We start from the raw sequence: 14,161 nt of genomic DNA, 5'->3' as shown, positions 1-14,161 counted from the left end.
GAGGGGCCTTTCGCGAGGTCGGAGGGGTTGGGGCAGAACGGCTAAGGCATGTCGGGTCAGGCGGTGCGGCGGATGCGCCCGGCGTAGCGGGCTTCGAGCGAGAGGTTGTGGTCGTCGCCGCCGGGGATGTTGGCGGACAGGTAGACCGGGGGCGTGTGCCCGGCGTCGATGAGGCGCTGCACGGCCTCGCCGACGACCATCTGGGCGAGCACGGCCGAGGTCACGGAGGAGACCGCGCCGACCGCGCCGCCGCCGGGCAGCGGCATCGCGGCGTCGCCGTAGGGCGCGCCGTTGTCGAGCACGACATCGGCGATCTCGCTGAGGCGCTTGCCGGACGGGTGCCGCGAGGGGGTCTTGGTGCTGTGCTCGGCGGAGGTGAAGGCGATCAGGGGGTGGCCCTTGTCCTTCACGAGGAGCGCGAGTTCGACGACCACGCCGTTGATGCCGGAGTTCGAGGCGACGGCGAAGACGTCGGCGGGTTCGGTCGGCACGGTTTCGAGGAGGCGGCGGGCCACGTCGGGGTCGCGCTCCAGGAACGGGTCCGCGAGCACCTCCAGCGGCTCGCCGCCCGCGAGGACCAGGTCCCGCAGCGCGATCTTGTTGGAGGGCACCAGGCCTCCGGCGCGCCCGGCCAGCTCCATCGCGAGGGCCTCGGAGTGCCCGGACCCGAACGCCTGGAGCACGCCGCCCGCACTGATCGAGTCGGCGATGAGCCGCGCGGCCTCGGCGACGGCGTCGGCCTGCCGCTCCCCCACGCGGCGGATCGTCTCGGTCGCGAGGTCGAGGTAGGCCGCGCCGGTGATGCGCGCGGGGGCGGGTTCGATGGTCACTGGTCCTCCTGGGATCGGTTGCGCCGATTGCGGTTCGGCTCGTCGGCGAAGCGGTGGGCCTGCACGGCCCTGGCGGTCACTTCGAACGCCTCGGTGGTGCGCTCGTAGGTGCGCTGCGCGACGGCCACGTAGATGAGGTCGAGGACCAGGAGCTGCGAGTGCAGCGCCGAGAGCGCGGCGAGGCGGAACGTCGTCTCGCGCACGGCGGTCGTGAGCACCACGTCGGCGGCTTGCGCCATCGGCGAGCGGTCGAACGAGGTCACCGCGACAGTGAGGGCGCCCTGCTCGCGGGCCTCGGCGAGGACCTCGACGACCTCGCGGGTGCGGCCCGAGTGCGACAGGCCGATCGCCACGTCCCCGGGGCGCAGGAGCGCCGCGTTGGTGAGCGCGGTGTGCGTGTCGGGCCGGAACCAGCAGGGGATGCGGATGCGCTCCAGGCGGAACGCCAGTTCCCTTGCGGCCGTGCCGCTGCTGCCCAGGCCCACGAGCTCGACGCGGCCCGCCTCGGCGACGGCCCCGGCGACCCGGTCGATCCGGTCGAGGTCGAGGCGCGAGGCGGTCTCCTGGATCGCGCGGGAGTCGGCGCTGGCGACGACCCCCAGGACCCGGTCGAGCGGGTCGCCCGGCTCGATCTCGCGGTCGATGTCGGTCTCCCAGCGGGCCTGCTCGGCGCGGCCCCCTTCGGCGGCGAGGGCCACGCGCAGTTCGGCGTACCCGGAGAAGCCGAGGACGCGGCAGAAGCGGGTGACCGTGGCCGTGGAGGTCCCGGCGCGGTCGGCGAGGTCCGCGATGGACGCCCGTGCCGCGCCGTCCGGGTCCTCCAGGATCCGCGTCGCGACCCGTTGCAGCGCATCGGGAAGCGTCGCGAGCTCCGTCCGGAGGCGCCCGACCACGCTCTGGTTCCGCACCGTCGTCACTGGAGAATTCCTTTCATTGAAGTTTCCTTATGAAGAAAATTACGATGAACACGCCGCCAAGTCAACGCTTCAGAAGAATAAATTTCACCACGGCGCACGGAAAGGGCGCCCGGGCCGGGGTCCGGGCGCCCGCGGAAGGTGGTCAGGAGGCGGGGAACGCGACGTCGAAGGACACCAGGAAGACCGCGACGGCGGCGGCGTAGCAGGCGACGAGGAGCGCGATCCCCGTGACGAGCCTGGTGCGGGTGCGGGCGAAGCGCCATCGCTGCCAGACGACGGTGAGCCCGAAGCAGGCCGCGACCGCTACGGCGACCGCCCGCGCCGGCGGCGTGCCGACCGAGCCGAAGGCGGCGGCGCAGAGGACGGCGACGACGAGTCCGGCGGCGAGCGCCAGCACCAGGCGGATCGGGCCGCGCAGGGACTGGGGGCGCGCCGCGGCGGCACCGCGCACCGGCTGCGAGAGAGTGGACATGCGCTGACTCCTTCTTCAATTAGCGGGGCTCCGCGAGGTGGGCGCGGGCCTGTCGAGCACATCGAGGCAACTCGATGTGCTGGTGATCACACTGCCTCGGTGCGAGGGTGATTGTCAAGGCCCCCAGGGGGTGCGAAGTGACCGGGTTCGCGGAATCAGGGCAGTGGCGAGTCCGTCTATGCTGGACGTTCCGGCGCGAGACAGGAGTCCGCCATGCGAGCCGTCGTCCAGCATCGATACGGGAGCCCCGACCAGATCGGACTGGGCGAGCTCCCCCGCCCCGAGCCCGCGGAGGGCGAGGTGCTCGTCAAGGTCAGGGCCGCGTCGCTCAACGGCTCGGACCGCGAGAACCTCGCCGGGAGCCCGTTCTACGCCAGGCTCGGCGGGCTGCGCGCTCCGCGGAGACCCGTGCCGGGGTCCGATGTGGCGGGTGTGGTCGAAGCGGTCGGGAGCGCCGTCACCGAGTACGCGCCCGGCGACGAGGTCTTCGGGGAGCTGCTGGGGTACCGAGGCGGTCTTGCCGAGTACGTGGCGACGCCGCCGGCGCTCCTCGCCCGCAAGCCCGCCCGGTTGTCCTTCGTGGATGCGGCGGCGATTCCGCAGGCGGGCTGCATCGCGCTCAAGGCGACCGCGGGAATCAAGGGCGGCGAGAATGTGCTCGTCAACGGCGCGGGCGGAGCCGGGGGCGCGATGGTCATCGGTCTCGCCAAGCACTTCGGCGCCGAGGTGGCCGCGGTGGACCGGGCCGACAAGGCGGACTACCTGCGGCGCGTCGGGGCCGATGACACCATCGCGTTCGAGGACGAGGACTGGGCCGACCGGCACGGGGCCTATGACCGGGTCGTGGACCTGGTGGGGCACCGCTCGCCGTTCCGCGTGCAGCGGGCGCTGCGCCCCGGCGGCCGGTACCTCATGGTCGGCGGGCACGCGCGGATCCTCCTCGCGGTACTCCTCGCCGGACCCGCCGCGGGGATCGGGTCCCGGAAGCGGGTCCGGGTGCTCGCGGTGCCGCAGTCGCGGGCCGAGCTCGAAGCGGTGACGGCCTTCGTGCTCGACGGCGCGGTCGCGCCCGTCATCGACAGGGTGTACCCGCTCGCGGAGGCGCCCGCGGCGTTCCGGCGGCTCGCCGCCGGGGACAATCAGGGGAAGGTCGTCGTGGAGGTCGCGTGAGGTCGCTAGTCTGAGCACCCGTGCGCGACAAGGAGACGACGATGGCAGGCGACCGGATCGCGATCGTGTGGAACCCGTCGAAGACCGCACGCGAGGACCTGCGCAAGGCCCTTCCCGCGACCGACGCGGCGCTCACGTGGCACGAGACGAGCCCCGACGACCCGGGCCGCGGCGCCACCGACGAGGCGCTCCGGACCGGGGCCGACGTGGTCGTGGCCGCGGGCGGCGACGGGACCGTGCGGGCCGTCGCCGAGCGGCTCGCCGCGACCGGCGCGCGGGCCGAGCTCGGGATCGTCCCGATGGGGACCGGGAACCTCCTCGCGCGGAACCTCGGCGTGCCGCTCAACAACCTCGCGAAGGCCATGGAGCGCGCGTTCGACGGCCGGGCCGCGGCGATCGACCTCGGCTGGGTCGAGGCCGACGTGGACGGCGAGGCCGTGCGCAGTGCGTTCGCCGTGCTGCTGGGCTTCGGGATCGACGCGCACATGATCGCCGAGACCGACGACGACCTCAAGAGCCGCGTCGGCTGGCTGGCCTATGTGGAGTCGCTGGGGCGGGCGGTGAACGCGACCGAGGTCGTGGACATCGACCTCGCGGTGGACGGCGGCGCCCCCGAGCGCACTTCCGGGCACACGCTGCTCGTCGGCAACTGCGGGACCCTCCAGGGCGGCATCCGGCTGCTCCCCGACGCCGACCCCACGGACGGCGAGCTGGACCTGCTGCTGCTCAGCGCCGAAGGCGTGGGGCAGTGGATCGACACGCTCCGGTCCTTCGTGTGGGACAACGGGGTCCGACGCCTCATCACCGGACAGGACCGGGCCGCCAGCGCCGACACGGCGGAGCACGGGCGGGCGCGGACCCTGTCGGTGGAGCTGTCGCGGCCGCTCATGCTGGAGGTCGACGGCGACGACCTCGGCGAGACCGCGTCGTTCGCGGTCTCGGTGCAGGAGCGGGCGGTCCGGGTGCGCTAGCGGCCGGGGGCGGCGACTGAGGCGCGGGAGACGAACTCGGTGGGGAGGTTGAGCTCGGCGCCGCTGGCGTCGCCTTCGATGGCACCCAAGAGCTTCGAGACGGCGCGGGAGCCCATGTCGCCCCAGGAGCAGCGGACGGTGGAGAGCGCGGGCGCGGACAGGTCGGCGCCGAAGATGTCGTCGAAGCCGATGAGGCTCAGGTCGCGGGGGACGGCGACGCCGTGCTGCTGGCAGGCGCCGATGAGGCCGAGGGCGATGAGGTCGTTGTAGGCGAGGACGGCGGTGACGTCGGCGGCCATGACGTCGGCGAACGCCTCGGTGCCGCCTTCGCGGGTCGGCGCGGAGGACTGGATCTCCACGATGGACATGCCGCGGTCGACGGCGAGGTCGTGGGCGGTCACCCACTTCATGCCGTTCATCCAGGAGGCCTCGGGCCCGGCGAGGTAGGCGATGCGGCGGTGGCCGAGGCCGTGGAGGAGGTCGAGGGACTCGACCATGCCGGGCTGCACGTCGGGGGCGACGGAGGGCACGCCGGGGACGGGGCGGTTGACGGCCACGATCGGCTTGGCGGCGGCCAGTTCCTGGATCTGGGCGTCTTCGAGGCGGGAGGCGACGAGGAGGAGGCCGTCGACGGCGATCTGGAGGCGCTCGGCGGTGGAGCGTTCGAGTTCGGGCGACTCCTGGGAGTCGGCGAAGATGAGCATCGTGTCGTGCTCGCGGGCGATCCGCTCGGCGCCGCGTACCAGGTCGAAGTAGACGGGGTTGGTGAGGTCGGAGACGAGGAGGCCGAGGGTGCCGGTCTTGCCGGTGGGGAGGGCGCGGGCCATCGGGTTGGTGCGGTAGCCGAGGTCGGCGGCGGCCTCGCGGATGCGCTGCTCGGTGCTGGCGCTGACGCGGCCGGGCTGGTTGAGGGCCCGGGAGACGGTCGAGGGGTTGACGCCGGTGATGCGCGCGATGTCGTAGATGGTCGCGGGGGTCTTGCCCTTCGCCGCCGGACGGCGCTTGTCGCCCACGGCTCCCCCTTCGGATCGTCGATCGCCGCACGTGGGTGCGAGCACCGGCTGGACTGACTGAATCATAGGAGTCTATTTCAAGTTCCGTTGACCGGGGAGGCGCGGGAGCCGCGGGAGCGCTGGTGGGGACGGACGCGGCCGGTCCGGTGGCCGGTGTTTCGGGCCCTGCTCTGCGGGCGATCCGGCGTGACGGGGTTGCGTTCCCGTCCGGGCCGGTGTTACGGTGGAAACGTTTCCGTCATGGAAACGATTCCATGAGAATGGAATCCATGACCGCAGAGGAACCACAGAGAGGTGGCACCGTTGGCCACGATCAAGGACGTCGCGGCGCGGGCCGGGGTGGCCGTCGGCACCGCCTCCCGGGTGCTCAGCGGCAGCCCGCAGACCTCCCCCGACTCGCGCAGCCGCGTGCTCGCCGCCGCCGCCGAACTCGGCTACATCGCCAACGGCCCGGCCCGCTCCCTGCGCCGCGCCCGCACCGACGTCCTCGGGCTCCTCGTCTCCGACATCCGCAACCCGTTCTTCTCGGAGCTCGCCCACGCGGCCGAGCAGGAGGCGCGCGCCCACGGCTACACGGTGATCCTCGCGAACGCCAACGAGGACGCGGCGCAGGCGGACGCCGTGCTCGACGTCTTCGCCTCGCAGCGCATCGACGGGCTCCTGCTGTCGCCGCAGGGCCCCAAGACGCCGCGCCTGGAGGCGCTGCTCGCCTCGGACCTGCCGATCGTGCTGCTCAACCGGTCGATCGAGGGCGTTGACGCGCCGCTGTACGGCACCGACAACGCGGGCGGCGTGGCCCAGGCGCTCAAGTGGCTCCAGCGCCGCGGGCACCGCGACGTCGCCTTCATCGGCGGCCCGGAGACGTTCTCGACGGGCGCGGAGCGCCACGACGCCTACCTGGCCGGGCGCGAAGCGCACGGGATCTGCACCGACGACGCCCTGGTCGACGCGGGCGACTTCCTCGCCGACGGCGCCGCCGAGGCGATGCTCCGCATCCTCGACCGCGGGGCGCTCCCGACGGCGGTCTTCGGCGCCAACGGCCAGACCACGCTCGGCGCCATGCGCGCCGTCCACGAACGGCTCGGCGCCGAAGCGGCCTCGCTCATCGAGTTCGTGTCCTTCGACGACGTCGAATGGTTCGCCTTCATGTCCCCGCCCGTGAGCGCGGTGAAGAACGACGCCCCCGAGATCGGCCGCGCCGGAGTCCGCGGCCTCCTCGCCCTCATCAACGGCGGCACCGCAACTCCGCAGCGCATCGCCACCACCTTCATCGACCGCTCCGCGGGAAGTGCCGCATGACCGACCGCAGCCCGAATCCCGACACCGCGGACCGCCGCCGCGCGGTGCGCACCCCTGCGGCCGCTTCGTCGCACGACCTCCTCGCATCACGACCGCGCGGTCTCGCAGACCGCGGCCGCGCAGCGTCGACTCGCGCCGTCGCACTGCTCGCCACCGGCCCGGCCGGAGGTGCCGCATGAGCGCCCCGATCGCGCCCTCGTCGTCCGCTACCGCGGACGGTCGCCGGCGCACCCGTGTGCTCGTGGTCGGCAGCGTCAACATCGACGATGCCGTTCGCGTGCAGCGGTTCCCCGGGCCCGGGGAGACCGTGGGCGCGCGGTCGGCGGACACCGCGCTCGGCGGGAAGGGCGCCAACCAGGCCGTCGCCGCGGCCCGGGCCGGGGCCGAGGTGCGGATGGTCGGGGCCGTCGGCGCGGGCGACGGCGGTCCGCTGCTCGCGGCGCTCGATGCCGACGGGGTCGGCACTGTGGGCGTCGCGCGCCTGGACGGCGTCCCGTCGGGCCGCGCGTTCGTGTTCATAGACGATGCGGCCGAGAACTCGATCGTCGTCGTCGCGGGGGCGAACCGCGCGATTCCGGATGCGGCCGTTCAGGAGGCGTGCCGGACGCTCGGCCCCGGCGACGTGGTGCTGCTCCAGAACGAGGTCCCGGCGGCGACCTCCCGACTCGCCGCGGGACTGGCCCGCGAGGCGGGCGCGGCGGTCGTCTGGAATGCGGCTCCGGCACCGGAGTCCTCAGAGGAACTGGTCGATGGGCATGACCTCCTGCTGGTGAACGAGCACGAACTCGGACGACTCGCAACGCTACTCGGCGCGACCGACATCCCCCCGGCCCTGAATTCGAACAGCGGCACCCGACCGGCCGCGGTCCCGCGGACCGGTTCCGAAGGGACCGCGCCGATCCGGCCGACCGGAATCGAAACGCCGGTGGACCGGCTGGTCGCCGCGGTCGCCGCGGCGACCGGGGCCGACGTCATCTGCACGCTCGGCGCCGAAGGCGCGGTGTACCGCGTCGGCGGCGCCACAGGACGCGCCGAGGCCCGCCGGGTCGAGGCCGTCGACACCACCGCAGCGGGCGACACGTTCGCCGGCTACTTCGCGGCGCTCGCCGAGCTGCCGCTGCGCGAACGGCTCCGGCGCGCCCTCGACGCCGCGTCGCTCGCGGTCACCCGACCAGGGGCCTCCGCCTCGATCCCGCACCGGGACGAGGTCCGGCGACTCGCCGCCGAGAGGCTTACCGCCGCAACAGAAAGGAACACCACTCGATGAGGATCGCGCTCGGAGCCGACCACGCCGGCTTCCCCATGAAGGACACCGTCCGCCAGGTGATCGAGGGCCTGGGGCACGAGGTCCTCGACTGCGGCACCGGCAGCACCGAGCCCGTCGACTTCCCGGACATCACGCAGGACACCTGCCGTCCGGTCCAGGACGGGCGCGCCGACCGCGCGATCCTCGTGTGCGGCACCGGCCAGGGCGCGGTCATGGCCGCGAACAAGCTCAGCGGCATCCGCTGCGGGCTCGCCCACGAGCCGTACTCCGCGCACCAGGCCGTCGAGCACGACGACGCGAACGCGATCGCCATGGGCGCCTGGCTCGTCCCCCACGCGCTGATCCCCGACATCGTGCGCGAGTTCCTCGGCGCCGTCTTCGACGACGACGAGGACACGCGCCGCCGCGTCGCCAAACTCAACGCCCTCGACTGACCTGCCCGCCCATCCGCTCCCGGCACCGATCAAAGGAGATCCCCCGCATGACCCAGACAGCGACCGCCCCCATACGCAGCCCGCTCGGCTCGAAGGACCGCGTCAAGACCGCCATCGCGGCGGCCGCGGGCACCAGCGTCGAGAACTACGACTTCATCGCCTACGGCACGGCCGCCGCGCTGTACTTCGGCCCGGTGTTCTTCCCGTCCGAGGACCCCTTGACGAGCACGCTCCTCGCGTTCGCGACCCTCGCGGTCGGCTTCGTCATGCGCCCCCTCGGCGGCGCCGTCGGCGGGTACCTCGGCGACCGCTACGGCCGCAAGCCCGTCCTCGTCGGCGCCATGATCGTCATGGGCGCCGCGACCTTCGCGATCGGCCTCATGCCGACGTACGCGCAGATCGGCGTCGCCGCCCCGATCATCCTCACCGCCGTCCGCATGGTCCAGGGCCTCGCGTTCGGCGCCGAATGGGGCGGCGCGATCACCATGGCGTACGAGCACGCGCCGTGGCACCGCCGCGGCATGTTCGCCGCGATCCCCCAGTCGGGCAACCCGCTCGGCATCGCCCTCGCGAGCGGCATGTTCGCGTGGAGCGCGACCCTGGAAGGCGACTGGCAGTGGCGCACGCCGTTCCTGTTCAGCGCCGTCCTCGTCATCGTCGCGCTCATCGTGCGCTCCCGCCTCTCGGAGTCCCCCGAGTTCCAGGAGGCGCAGGCCGCCGGGAAGACCGAGAAGAACCCGTTCATCGCGACGTGGCGCGACGACTGGCGCGGCATCCTCCGCGTCATCGCCCTGCGCGTCGTCGAGTCGTTCGCGTACTACTCGACCGCCACGTACCTGCTGAACTACATCTCCGAGCGCGAACCGGACCTGCGGCCCGTCGCGCTCGGCGCGATCACCGCCGCGAGCATCACCGCCATCGCCGTGACGTTCCTGGCCGGCACGCTCACCGACCGGATCGGCAGGCGCCCCGTCTACATCGCCGGGTGCATCGCGGCCGCGGTCTTCGCGTTCCCCATGTACCTCTTGACGAACGACGGCGAGCCGGCGCTCGTGGTCGCGGTGTTCGTCATCGGCATCGGCCTCATCCACGCGTCCCTCACCGGCACGCAGGGCTCGCTGCTGACCGAGCAGTTCCGCACGGCCACAAGGACCTCCGGCGCCTCGCTCGGGTACCAGATCGCCGCCGCGCTCGGCGGGTTCGCGCCGCTCCTCGCGGCCGCGCTCGTCGGGGAGTTCGGCTGGCCCGGCGCGTCGATGCTGTACCTGTTCGCCGCGCTCGTCGGCCTGGTCGGCATCCTGCTGACGAAGGAGACGTGGGGCCGCGAGGAGCGCGCCCGCGTGAACGAACTCGTCGCCAAGGCCCGCAGAGGATTAGAAACGGGCTCCGGAGGGCATCCCTGCCCTTCGGAGCACCGATGTGCATCGACGGACGACAAGCGCCCCGGCCGATCAGCATGCGGGAGGACGACGATGATCGAAGTACAGCAGGCACAGCGACAGAAGCAGAGCGGATCCGGCGAGTACGCCCACCTGGAGCCGCTGTTCGCCGAACTGGCGGGACTCGACCAGGACGACCCGCGGTGGTCGGAGGTCAGGGACCGGCTCGTGACCGGATACCTGCCATTGGCGGAGCACATCGCGAGGCGCTTCTCCGGCAAGGGGATCGCCAAGGACGACCTGATCCAGGTCGCGTCGGTGGGCCTCATCCACGCCGTGGACCGCTTCGACCCCGGCAAGGGCTCCGACTTCCTCTCGTTCGCCGTCCCCACGGTCATGGGCGAGGTCCGCCGCCACTTCCGCGACACCACCTGGCCCATGCGCGTCCCCCGCCGCCTCCAGGAACTGCGCCTCAGCATCAACCGCGCCTCCCCGGAACTCTCGCAGCGCCTCGGCCGCCCGCCGACGGAGGCCGAGCTCGCCGCGCACCTCGGCATCACCGAGAAGGAGGTCCTCGAAGGACTCGAAGCGCGCCAGGCGTACCGGCCGGTCTCGCTCGACGAGTCCCCGTTCGAGGACGACGGCCGGCTCCCGCTGGCCGAGACCCTGGGCGACGAGGACGCCGCACTCGCGCTCATCGAAGAGCACGAGTCGCTGGCGCCGCTCATCCAGGAGCTTCCCGAGCGCGAGCGCAAGATCCTGGCGCTGCGCTACTTCGGCGACATGACGCAGACGCAGATCGCCCAGGAGGTCGGCATCTCGCAGATGCACGTCTCCCGGCTGCTGAGCCGCACCCTCGGCGGGCTCAGGGAGGAATTCGCCGAGTCCATGGAGGCCTGACGGGAACAGGGACCGCCGACCGCATCGCGACGCTTGCCCCGGAGTGTCCGAAGCCATAGCATGAGGTCGGCGATATCCCTTCTGCCGTAAGGAGATCCATGACCCTCCACAGAGTAATCGGAGCGAGGCGACGGGGCCGGTTCGCGATGCTCGGCCTGGCCGCGGCGAGCCTCCTGGCGGTCGCCGCGGTCACCGTCCCCGCCCATGCCGAGAACGCGGACGCCGCGTTCCAGGTCGGCGTCACCCACGAGCGCCTCAGCGCCGACTGGTGGGGCGAGGAGCAGGCCGTGGAGGACGCGCGGGAGATCCTGAGCGGCGTCGGCCCCCTGCAGAACCAGCACCTCATGGGCTTCGGCGCCGAGAACCCCTGGCCCGACCCGGATTCGAGCGCCCGCGAGTGGGGCAGCCTCGACGAGCGCATGGACCTCATCGAATCGACCGAGGGCGTCCCGGTCATGACCCTCTGCTGCGCGCCCGGCTGGATGACCCCCTCCGGCGAGGACTGGCCCGAGCACTACGAGGCGCCGCAGCCGGAGTTCTACGACGAGTACGCGCAACTGTCGGCCGAGGCCGCCGCGAAGTACCCGCAGGTGAAGTACTTCCAGGTGTGGAACGAGTTCAAGGGCTTCTGGAACGACGACCTCAACCGGTGGGACTACGAGGGCTACACCGAGCTGTACAACCTGGTGTACGCCGCCGTCAAGGAGGTGCGGCCCGACGCCCTGATCGGCGGGCCGTACGTGTCGCTCAACAGCTTCCAGGACTGCACCCACGACTGCTCGGACCTCCAGGGCGCCTGGGGCACCGCCGACCAGCGCGACCTCGATGCGATGGAGTACTGGCTCGCGAACGCCGACGGCGCCGAGTTCTTCACCGTCGACGCGTGGTCGTCCACGAACGACGGCCACCACCCGGGGACGGCGGGCACGTACGAGAAGTTCCGCGACGTCACCGAGTGGATCACCGCGCGCACCGACCTGCCGGTGTGGTGGTCGGAGTTCTACGCGCCCGCGTCGGCCGCCGACGAGTCGAGCTCGGTGGCGCTCATGCGCGCCGCGATCGAGGGCATGCGCGACGGCGGCGCTTCGGTGGCGTTGCTGTGGAGTCCCGAGTGCCAGTCGGAGCTGCCGTGCCTGTGGACGCCCACGAGCGAGGAGGGCGGCGGGCAGCCGACAGAGTACGTGCCGCTCATCCAGGAGTTCTCAGCCCGCTAATCGAACACGGACCGGCCCCGCGCTGCACGGCGCGGGGCCGTTTCCTTACGGCGCTTCGGCAGCCGCTACCGCGACGGCCACGCCGTCGAGGAGCAGATCGAGGCCGAACGCGAAGTCCTGCTCGCCGGTGTCCTCCCCCGTGTCCTCCAGGAGCCCGCCGCTGAAGAGCGCGGCGGCGTCGGGGAAGCGCTCGGGGTCGACCAGGCGGGCCATCGCGCGCCCGTACTCGCGCTCGGCGGCGGCCTGGTCCATGCCCGTGCCCTCGCGTCCGCGCGCGAGGGACTGGGCGAGCTGCGCGGCGCTGAGGACGTAGCCGCTGACGATCATGATCGCGCCGACTTTCGCGCCCCAGTCGAGGCGGGTCGGGCGCATCGTGCGGAGCCCGGCGTCGAACCAGTCGATCCCGTTGGGGCCGTTCGGCGGTCCCGAGGGCTGGACCTCCGTGAGCCAGGGATGGGCGTCGAGGACGGCCAGCTGCTCGACCGCCCACAGCCGCAACCGCTCGCGCCACGGCCCGGTGCCCGCGAGGGACGCGGGGACGGGGCCCTGGGCGGCGTCGCGCATGAGGTCGAGGAGCTCGTCCTTGGAGCCGACGTGGCGGTAGAGCGACATCTTGGTCACGTCGAGGGCCTCGGCAACGCGCGGGAGCGTCACGGCCGCAATGCCTTCGCGGTCGGCCAGGGCCACTGCGGCGTCGACGACCGTGCCGACGTCGAGCCGGGCCGGGCGGCCCCGCTTCGCATCGGGTGTGATGCGCCACAGCCGCGCCAGCTCCTGCGGCACGCGCTCCTGGTCCATGGCCTGGCCGACCTCCATTCTGCTCGCGGGGACGCGGGGGGCCATCATCGCACACCCCATTAGTGTCCCTCGTATAGTATCCTTCAGACACTAACTCGATCCACCGAACGAAGGAATCGACATGACCACCCCGACCGCCACCGCCCCGCCCCGGCCCGGCACCGCCCGCGGCCCCGTCCGCCAGGGCGAGCGGGCCCTCGCGCCCGACCTCGCCCGCGGCGCCATGCTCCTGCTCATCGCCCTCGCCAACAGCGCCGGGTACTTCCTCGCCAGCGCCCCCGGCGTCGAGCTGCACCCGCAGGGCTTCGAGCGCGTCTACAACCTCCTCATGGTCGAGCTCGTGCACGCCCGCGCGTTCCCGCTGTTCGCCCTCCTCTTCGGCTACGGCCTGGTGCAGCTCTCGCGCCGCCAGGAGCAGTCCGGGGCCTCGCCGCGGCAGGTGCGGAACGTGCTGCTGCGCCGCGGCGCGGCGCTGTTCCTCTTCGGCGCCGTGCACGGCGTGCTGCTCTACTCCGGGGACTTCCTCGGCGCGTACGGCCTCATCTGCATCCTCTTCACGCTCCTGCTGCTCCAGCGCTCGGAGCGCGTGCACCGCTTCGCGCCCTGGTACCTCGCGGTCGGCGGCGCGTACACGCTCGTCCTGGCGGCGCTGGCCGTCGCCGGCCTGGCGGGCGGCGGCAGCGGCGCGGCGATCCCGGTGTCCCCGTTCCCGTCCGCGACGGCGGCCACGTACCTCTCCTCGCTCGCCGAGCGGGCGGCCGAGTGGCCGGTGCACACGCTGACGGTGCTGCCGATGATCCTCATGGTGTGGGTGGGCGCGTGGGCCGCGCGGCACCGCATCCTCGAAGCGCCGCAGGAGCACCTGGCGCTGCTGCGCACCGTCGCGGTCGGCGGCCTCGCGGTGGCGCTGGCGGGCGGCCTGCCGATGGCGCTGCTGACGGCGGGCGCGATCGACATGGACGAGGCGACGGCCGGGTCTGCGAAGATGCTGTACGAGACGACCGGCTTCTTCGGCGGCCTCGGGTACGCAGCGATTTTCGGGCTCATCGCGTACGCGCTGCGCCGCAAGGAGAAGCAGGGGGTCATCGTCACGGCGGTGTCGTCGCTCGGGCAGCGGTCGCTGACGGGGTACCTGTTCCAGTCGGTGGCGTGGGTGGCGCTGGCGGCGCCGTTCGGGCTGGCGCTCGCGGAGCGCTCCGGGAGCCCGCTGCTGGTGTCGGGGCTGTGCGCGGTCCTGGTGTGGGCGTTGACGGTGGTCGCGGCCGACGTGATGCGGCGCGCGCGGTACCGGGGCCCGGCGGAGATGCTGCTGCGGCGCATGGTCTACGCCCGCAAGGCGGGCGAGCGCTGATCGCCCGCCCCTGACGAAGGTCGGGGCCTGCCGGTCGGCGGGCCCCGACCTTCGTCAGGGGCGGCTTCGGTCGTTCGACAGATGCGGGGCCAGTCGCGCCCTCCGTAGCCTCGACCGCGGAGACACCACACGCATCGGAGGCGACC

General features: G+C 72.7%; 13 protein-coding genes and 1 pseudogene. 9 read left to right on the top strand and 5 right to left on the bottom strand.

All coding sequences use genetic code 11. The features are described from left to right. Positions 1-56: 56 nt before the first annotated feature. The 3 genes from WA640_RS22905 to WA640_RS22895 form a co-directional block, all read right to left on the bottom strand. On the bottom strand, positions 57-830 hold the full coding sequence (locus WA640_RS22905) for an SIS domain-containing protein (RefSeq protein ID WP_335990835.1): 774 nt from the start codon (positions 828-830) through the stop codon (positions 57-59). Beyond that, entirely contained in the window at positions 827-1,747 is a 921-nt protein-coding gene (locus WA640_RS22900; RefSeq protein ID WP_335990834.1) for a MurR/RpiR family transcriptional regulator, read from the bottom strand. The genes WA640_RS22905 and WA640_RS22900 overlap by 4 nt, the downstream gene beginning before the upstream one ends. A 142-nt stretch (positions 1,748-1,889) precedes the next feature. Next, complete coding sequence (locus tag WA640_RS22895; protein ID WP_106366625.1) at positions 1,890-2,219, bottom strand: hypothetical protein; 330 nt, start codon at positions 2,217-2,219, stop codon at positions 1,890-1,892. A gap of 213 nt (positions 2,220-2,432) precedes the next feature. Between WA640_RS22895 and WA640_RS22890 the strand changes: the two genes are divergently transcribed. Then, complete coding sequence (locus WA640_RS22890) at positions 2,433-3,389, top strand: NAD(P)-dependent alcohol dehydrogenase (RefSeq protein WP_335990832.1); 957 nt, start codon at positions 2,433-2,435, stop codon at positions 3,387-3,389. 98 nt (positions 3,390-3,487) lie between these two features. Next, the gene (locus WA640_RS22885) at positions 3,488-4,360 is read left to right on the top strand and encodes a diacylglycerol/lipid kinase family protein (RefSeq protein ID WP_442904804.1); all 873 of its coding nucleotides are present in this window, start codon (positions 3,488-3,490) and stop codon (positions 4,358-4,360) included. On the opposite strand, the gene WA640_RS22880 is transcribed toward WA640_RS22885, so the two are convergent. Beyond that, on the bottom strand, positions 4,357-5,373 hold the full coding sequence (locus WA640_RS22880) for a LacI family DNA-binding transcriptional regulator (protein WP_181245961.1): 1,017 nt from the start codon (positions 5,371-5,373) through the stop codon (positions 4,357-4,359). The two genes, WA640_RS22885 and WA640_RS22880, sit on opposite strands and share 4 nt — an antisense overlap. 303 nt (positions 5,374-5,676) lie before the next feature. Between WA640_RS22880 and WA640_RS22875 the strand changes: the two genes are divergently transcribed. The 6 genes and pseudogenes from WA640_RS22875 (at position 5,677) to WA640_RS22855 (ending at position 11,866) form a co-directional block, all read left to right on the top strand. Beyond that, entirely contained in the window at positions 5,677-6,672 is a 996-nt protein-coding gene (locus WA640_RS22875; RefSeq protein WP_335990828.1) for a LacI family DNA-binding transcriptional regulator, read from the top strand. A gap of 175 nt (positions 6,673-6,847) precedes the next feature. Continuing rightward, positions 6,848-7,939, top strand: coding sequence for a PfkB family carbohydrate kinase (locus WA640_RS22870; protein WP_335990827.1), 1,092 nt, complete (start codon positions 6,848-6,850; stop codon positions 7,937-7,939). Then, a complete protein-coding gene (locus WA640_RS22865; RefSeq protein ID WP_335990826.1) occupies positions 7,936-8,373 on the top strand; it encodes an RpiB/LacA/LacB family sugar-phosphate isomerase in 438 nt (145 codons plus the stop codon). Before WA640_RS22870 ends, WA640_RS22865 begins: the two co-directional genes overlap by 4 nt. A gap of 47 nt (positions 8,374-8,420) precedes the next feature. Beyond that, positions 8,421-9,677: pseudogene (locus WA640_RS28920) on the top strand (MFS transporter); the annotation flags it as partial. Positions 9,678-9,845: 168 nt separating this feature from the next. Beyond that, positions 9,846-10,652, top strand: a complete 807-nt coding sequence (locus WA640_RS28915; RefSeq protein ID WP_442904803.1) for a SigB/SigF/SigG family RNA polymerase sigma factor — start codon at positions 9,846-9,848, stop codon at positions 10,650-10,652. Positions 10,653-10,750: 98 nt separating this feature from the next. Beyond that, positions 10,751-11,866, top strand: coding sequence for a hypothetical protein (locus WA640_RS22855; RefSeq protein WP_335990824.1), 1,116 nt, complete (start codon positions 10,751-10,753; stop codon positions 11,864-11,866). Positions 11,867-11,911: 45 nt separating this feature from the next. Here WA640_RS22855 and WA640_RS22850 read toward each other — a convergent pair whose 3' ends face one another. Next, positions 11,912-12,709 (bottom strand): TetR/AcrR family transcriptional regulator, encoded by a 798-nt coding sequence (locus tag WA640_RS22850; RefSeq protein WP_442904802.1) that lies wholly within the window; start codon positions 12,707-12,709, stop codon positions 11,912-11,914. Between the two features lie 76 nt (positions 12,710-12,785). Here WA640_RS22850 and WA640_RS22845 point away from each other — a divergent pair, with 76 nt between their 5' ends. Beyond that, entirely contained in the window at positions 12,786-14,015 is a 1,230-nt protein-coding gene (locus WA640_RS22845) for a DUF418 domain-containing protein (protein WP_335990822.1), read from the top strand. Positions 14,016-14,161: the final 146 nt, after the last annotated feature.

Source organism: Glycomyces sp. MUSA5-2, assembly GCF_037034145.1.
GTDB classification, from domain to species: domain Bacteria; phylum Actinomycetota; class Actinomycetes; order Mycobacteriales; family Micromonosporaceae; genus Glycomyces; species Glycomyces artemisiae.
The sequence above is the reverse complement of the archived record's forward strand: the minus strand, read 5'-3'. Positions and strand labels throughout refer to the sequence as shown.

Coding starts and splice junctions, on each gene's coding strand:
- WA640_RS22895 (WP_106366625.1), bottom strand. CDS start 2,219: ATGTCCACTCTCTCGCAGCCGGTGCGCGGTGCCGCCGCGGCGCGCCCC.
- WA640_RS22890 (WP_335990832.1), top strand. CDS start 2,433: ATGCGAGCCGTCGTCCAGCATCGATACGGGAGCCCCGACCAGATCGGA.
- WA640_RS22870 (WP_335990827.1), top strand. CDS start 6,848: ATGAGCGCCCCGATCGCGCCCTCGTCGTCCGCTACCGCGGACGGTCGC.
- WA640_RS22865 (WP_335990826.1), top strand. CDS start 7,936: ATGAGGATCGCGCTCGGAGCCGACCACGCCGGCTTCCCCATGAAGGAC.
- WA640_RS28915 (WP_442904803.1), top strand. CDS start 9,846: ATGATCGAAGTACAGCAGGCACAGCGACAGAAGCAGAGCGGATCCGGC.
- WA640_RS22855 (WP_335990824.1), top strand. CDS start 10,751: ATGACCCTCCACAGAGTAATCGGAGCGAGGCGACGGGGCCGGTTCGCG.
- WA640_RS22850 (WP_442904802.1), bottom strand. CDS start 12,709: ATGGCCCCCCGCGTCCCCGCGAGCAGAATGGAGGTCGGCCAGGCCATG.
- WA640_RS22845 (WP_335990822.1), top strand. CDS start 12,786: ATGACCACCCCGACCGCCACCGCCCCGCCCCGGCCCGGCACCGCCCGC.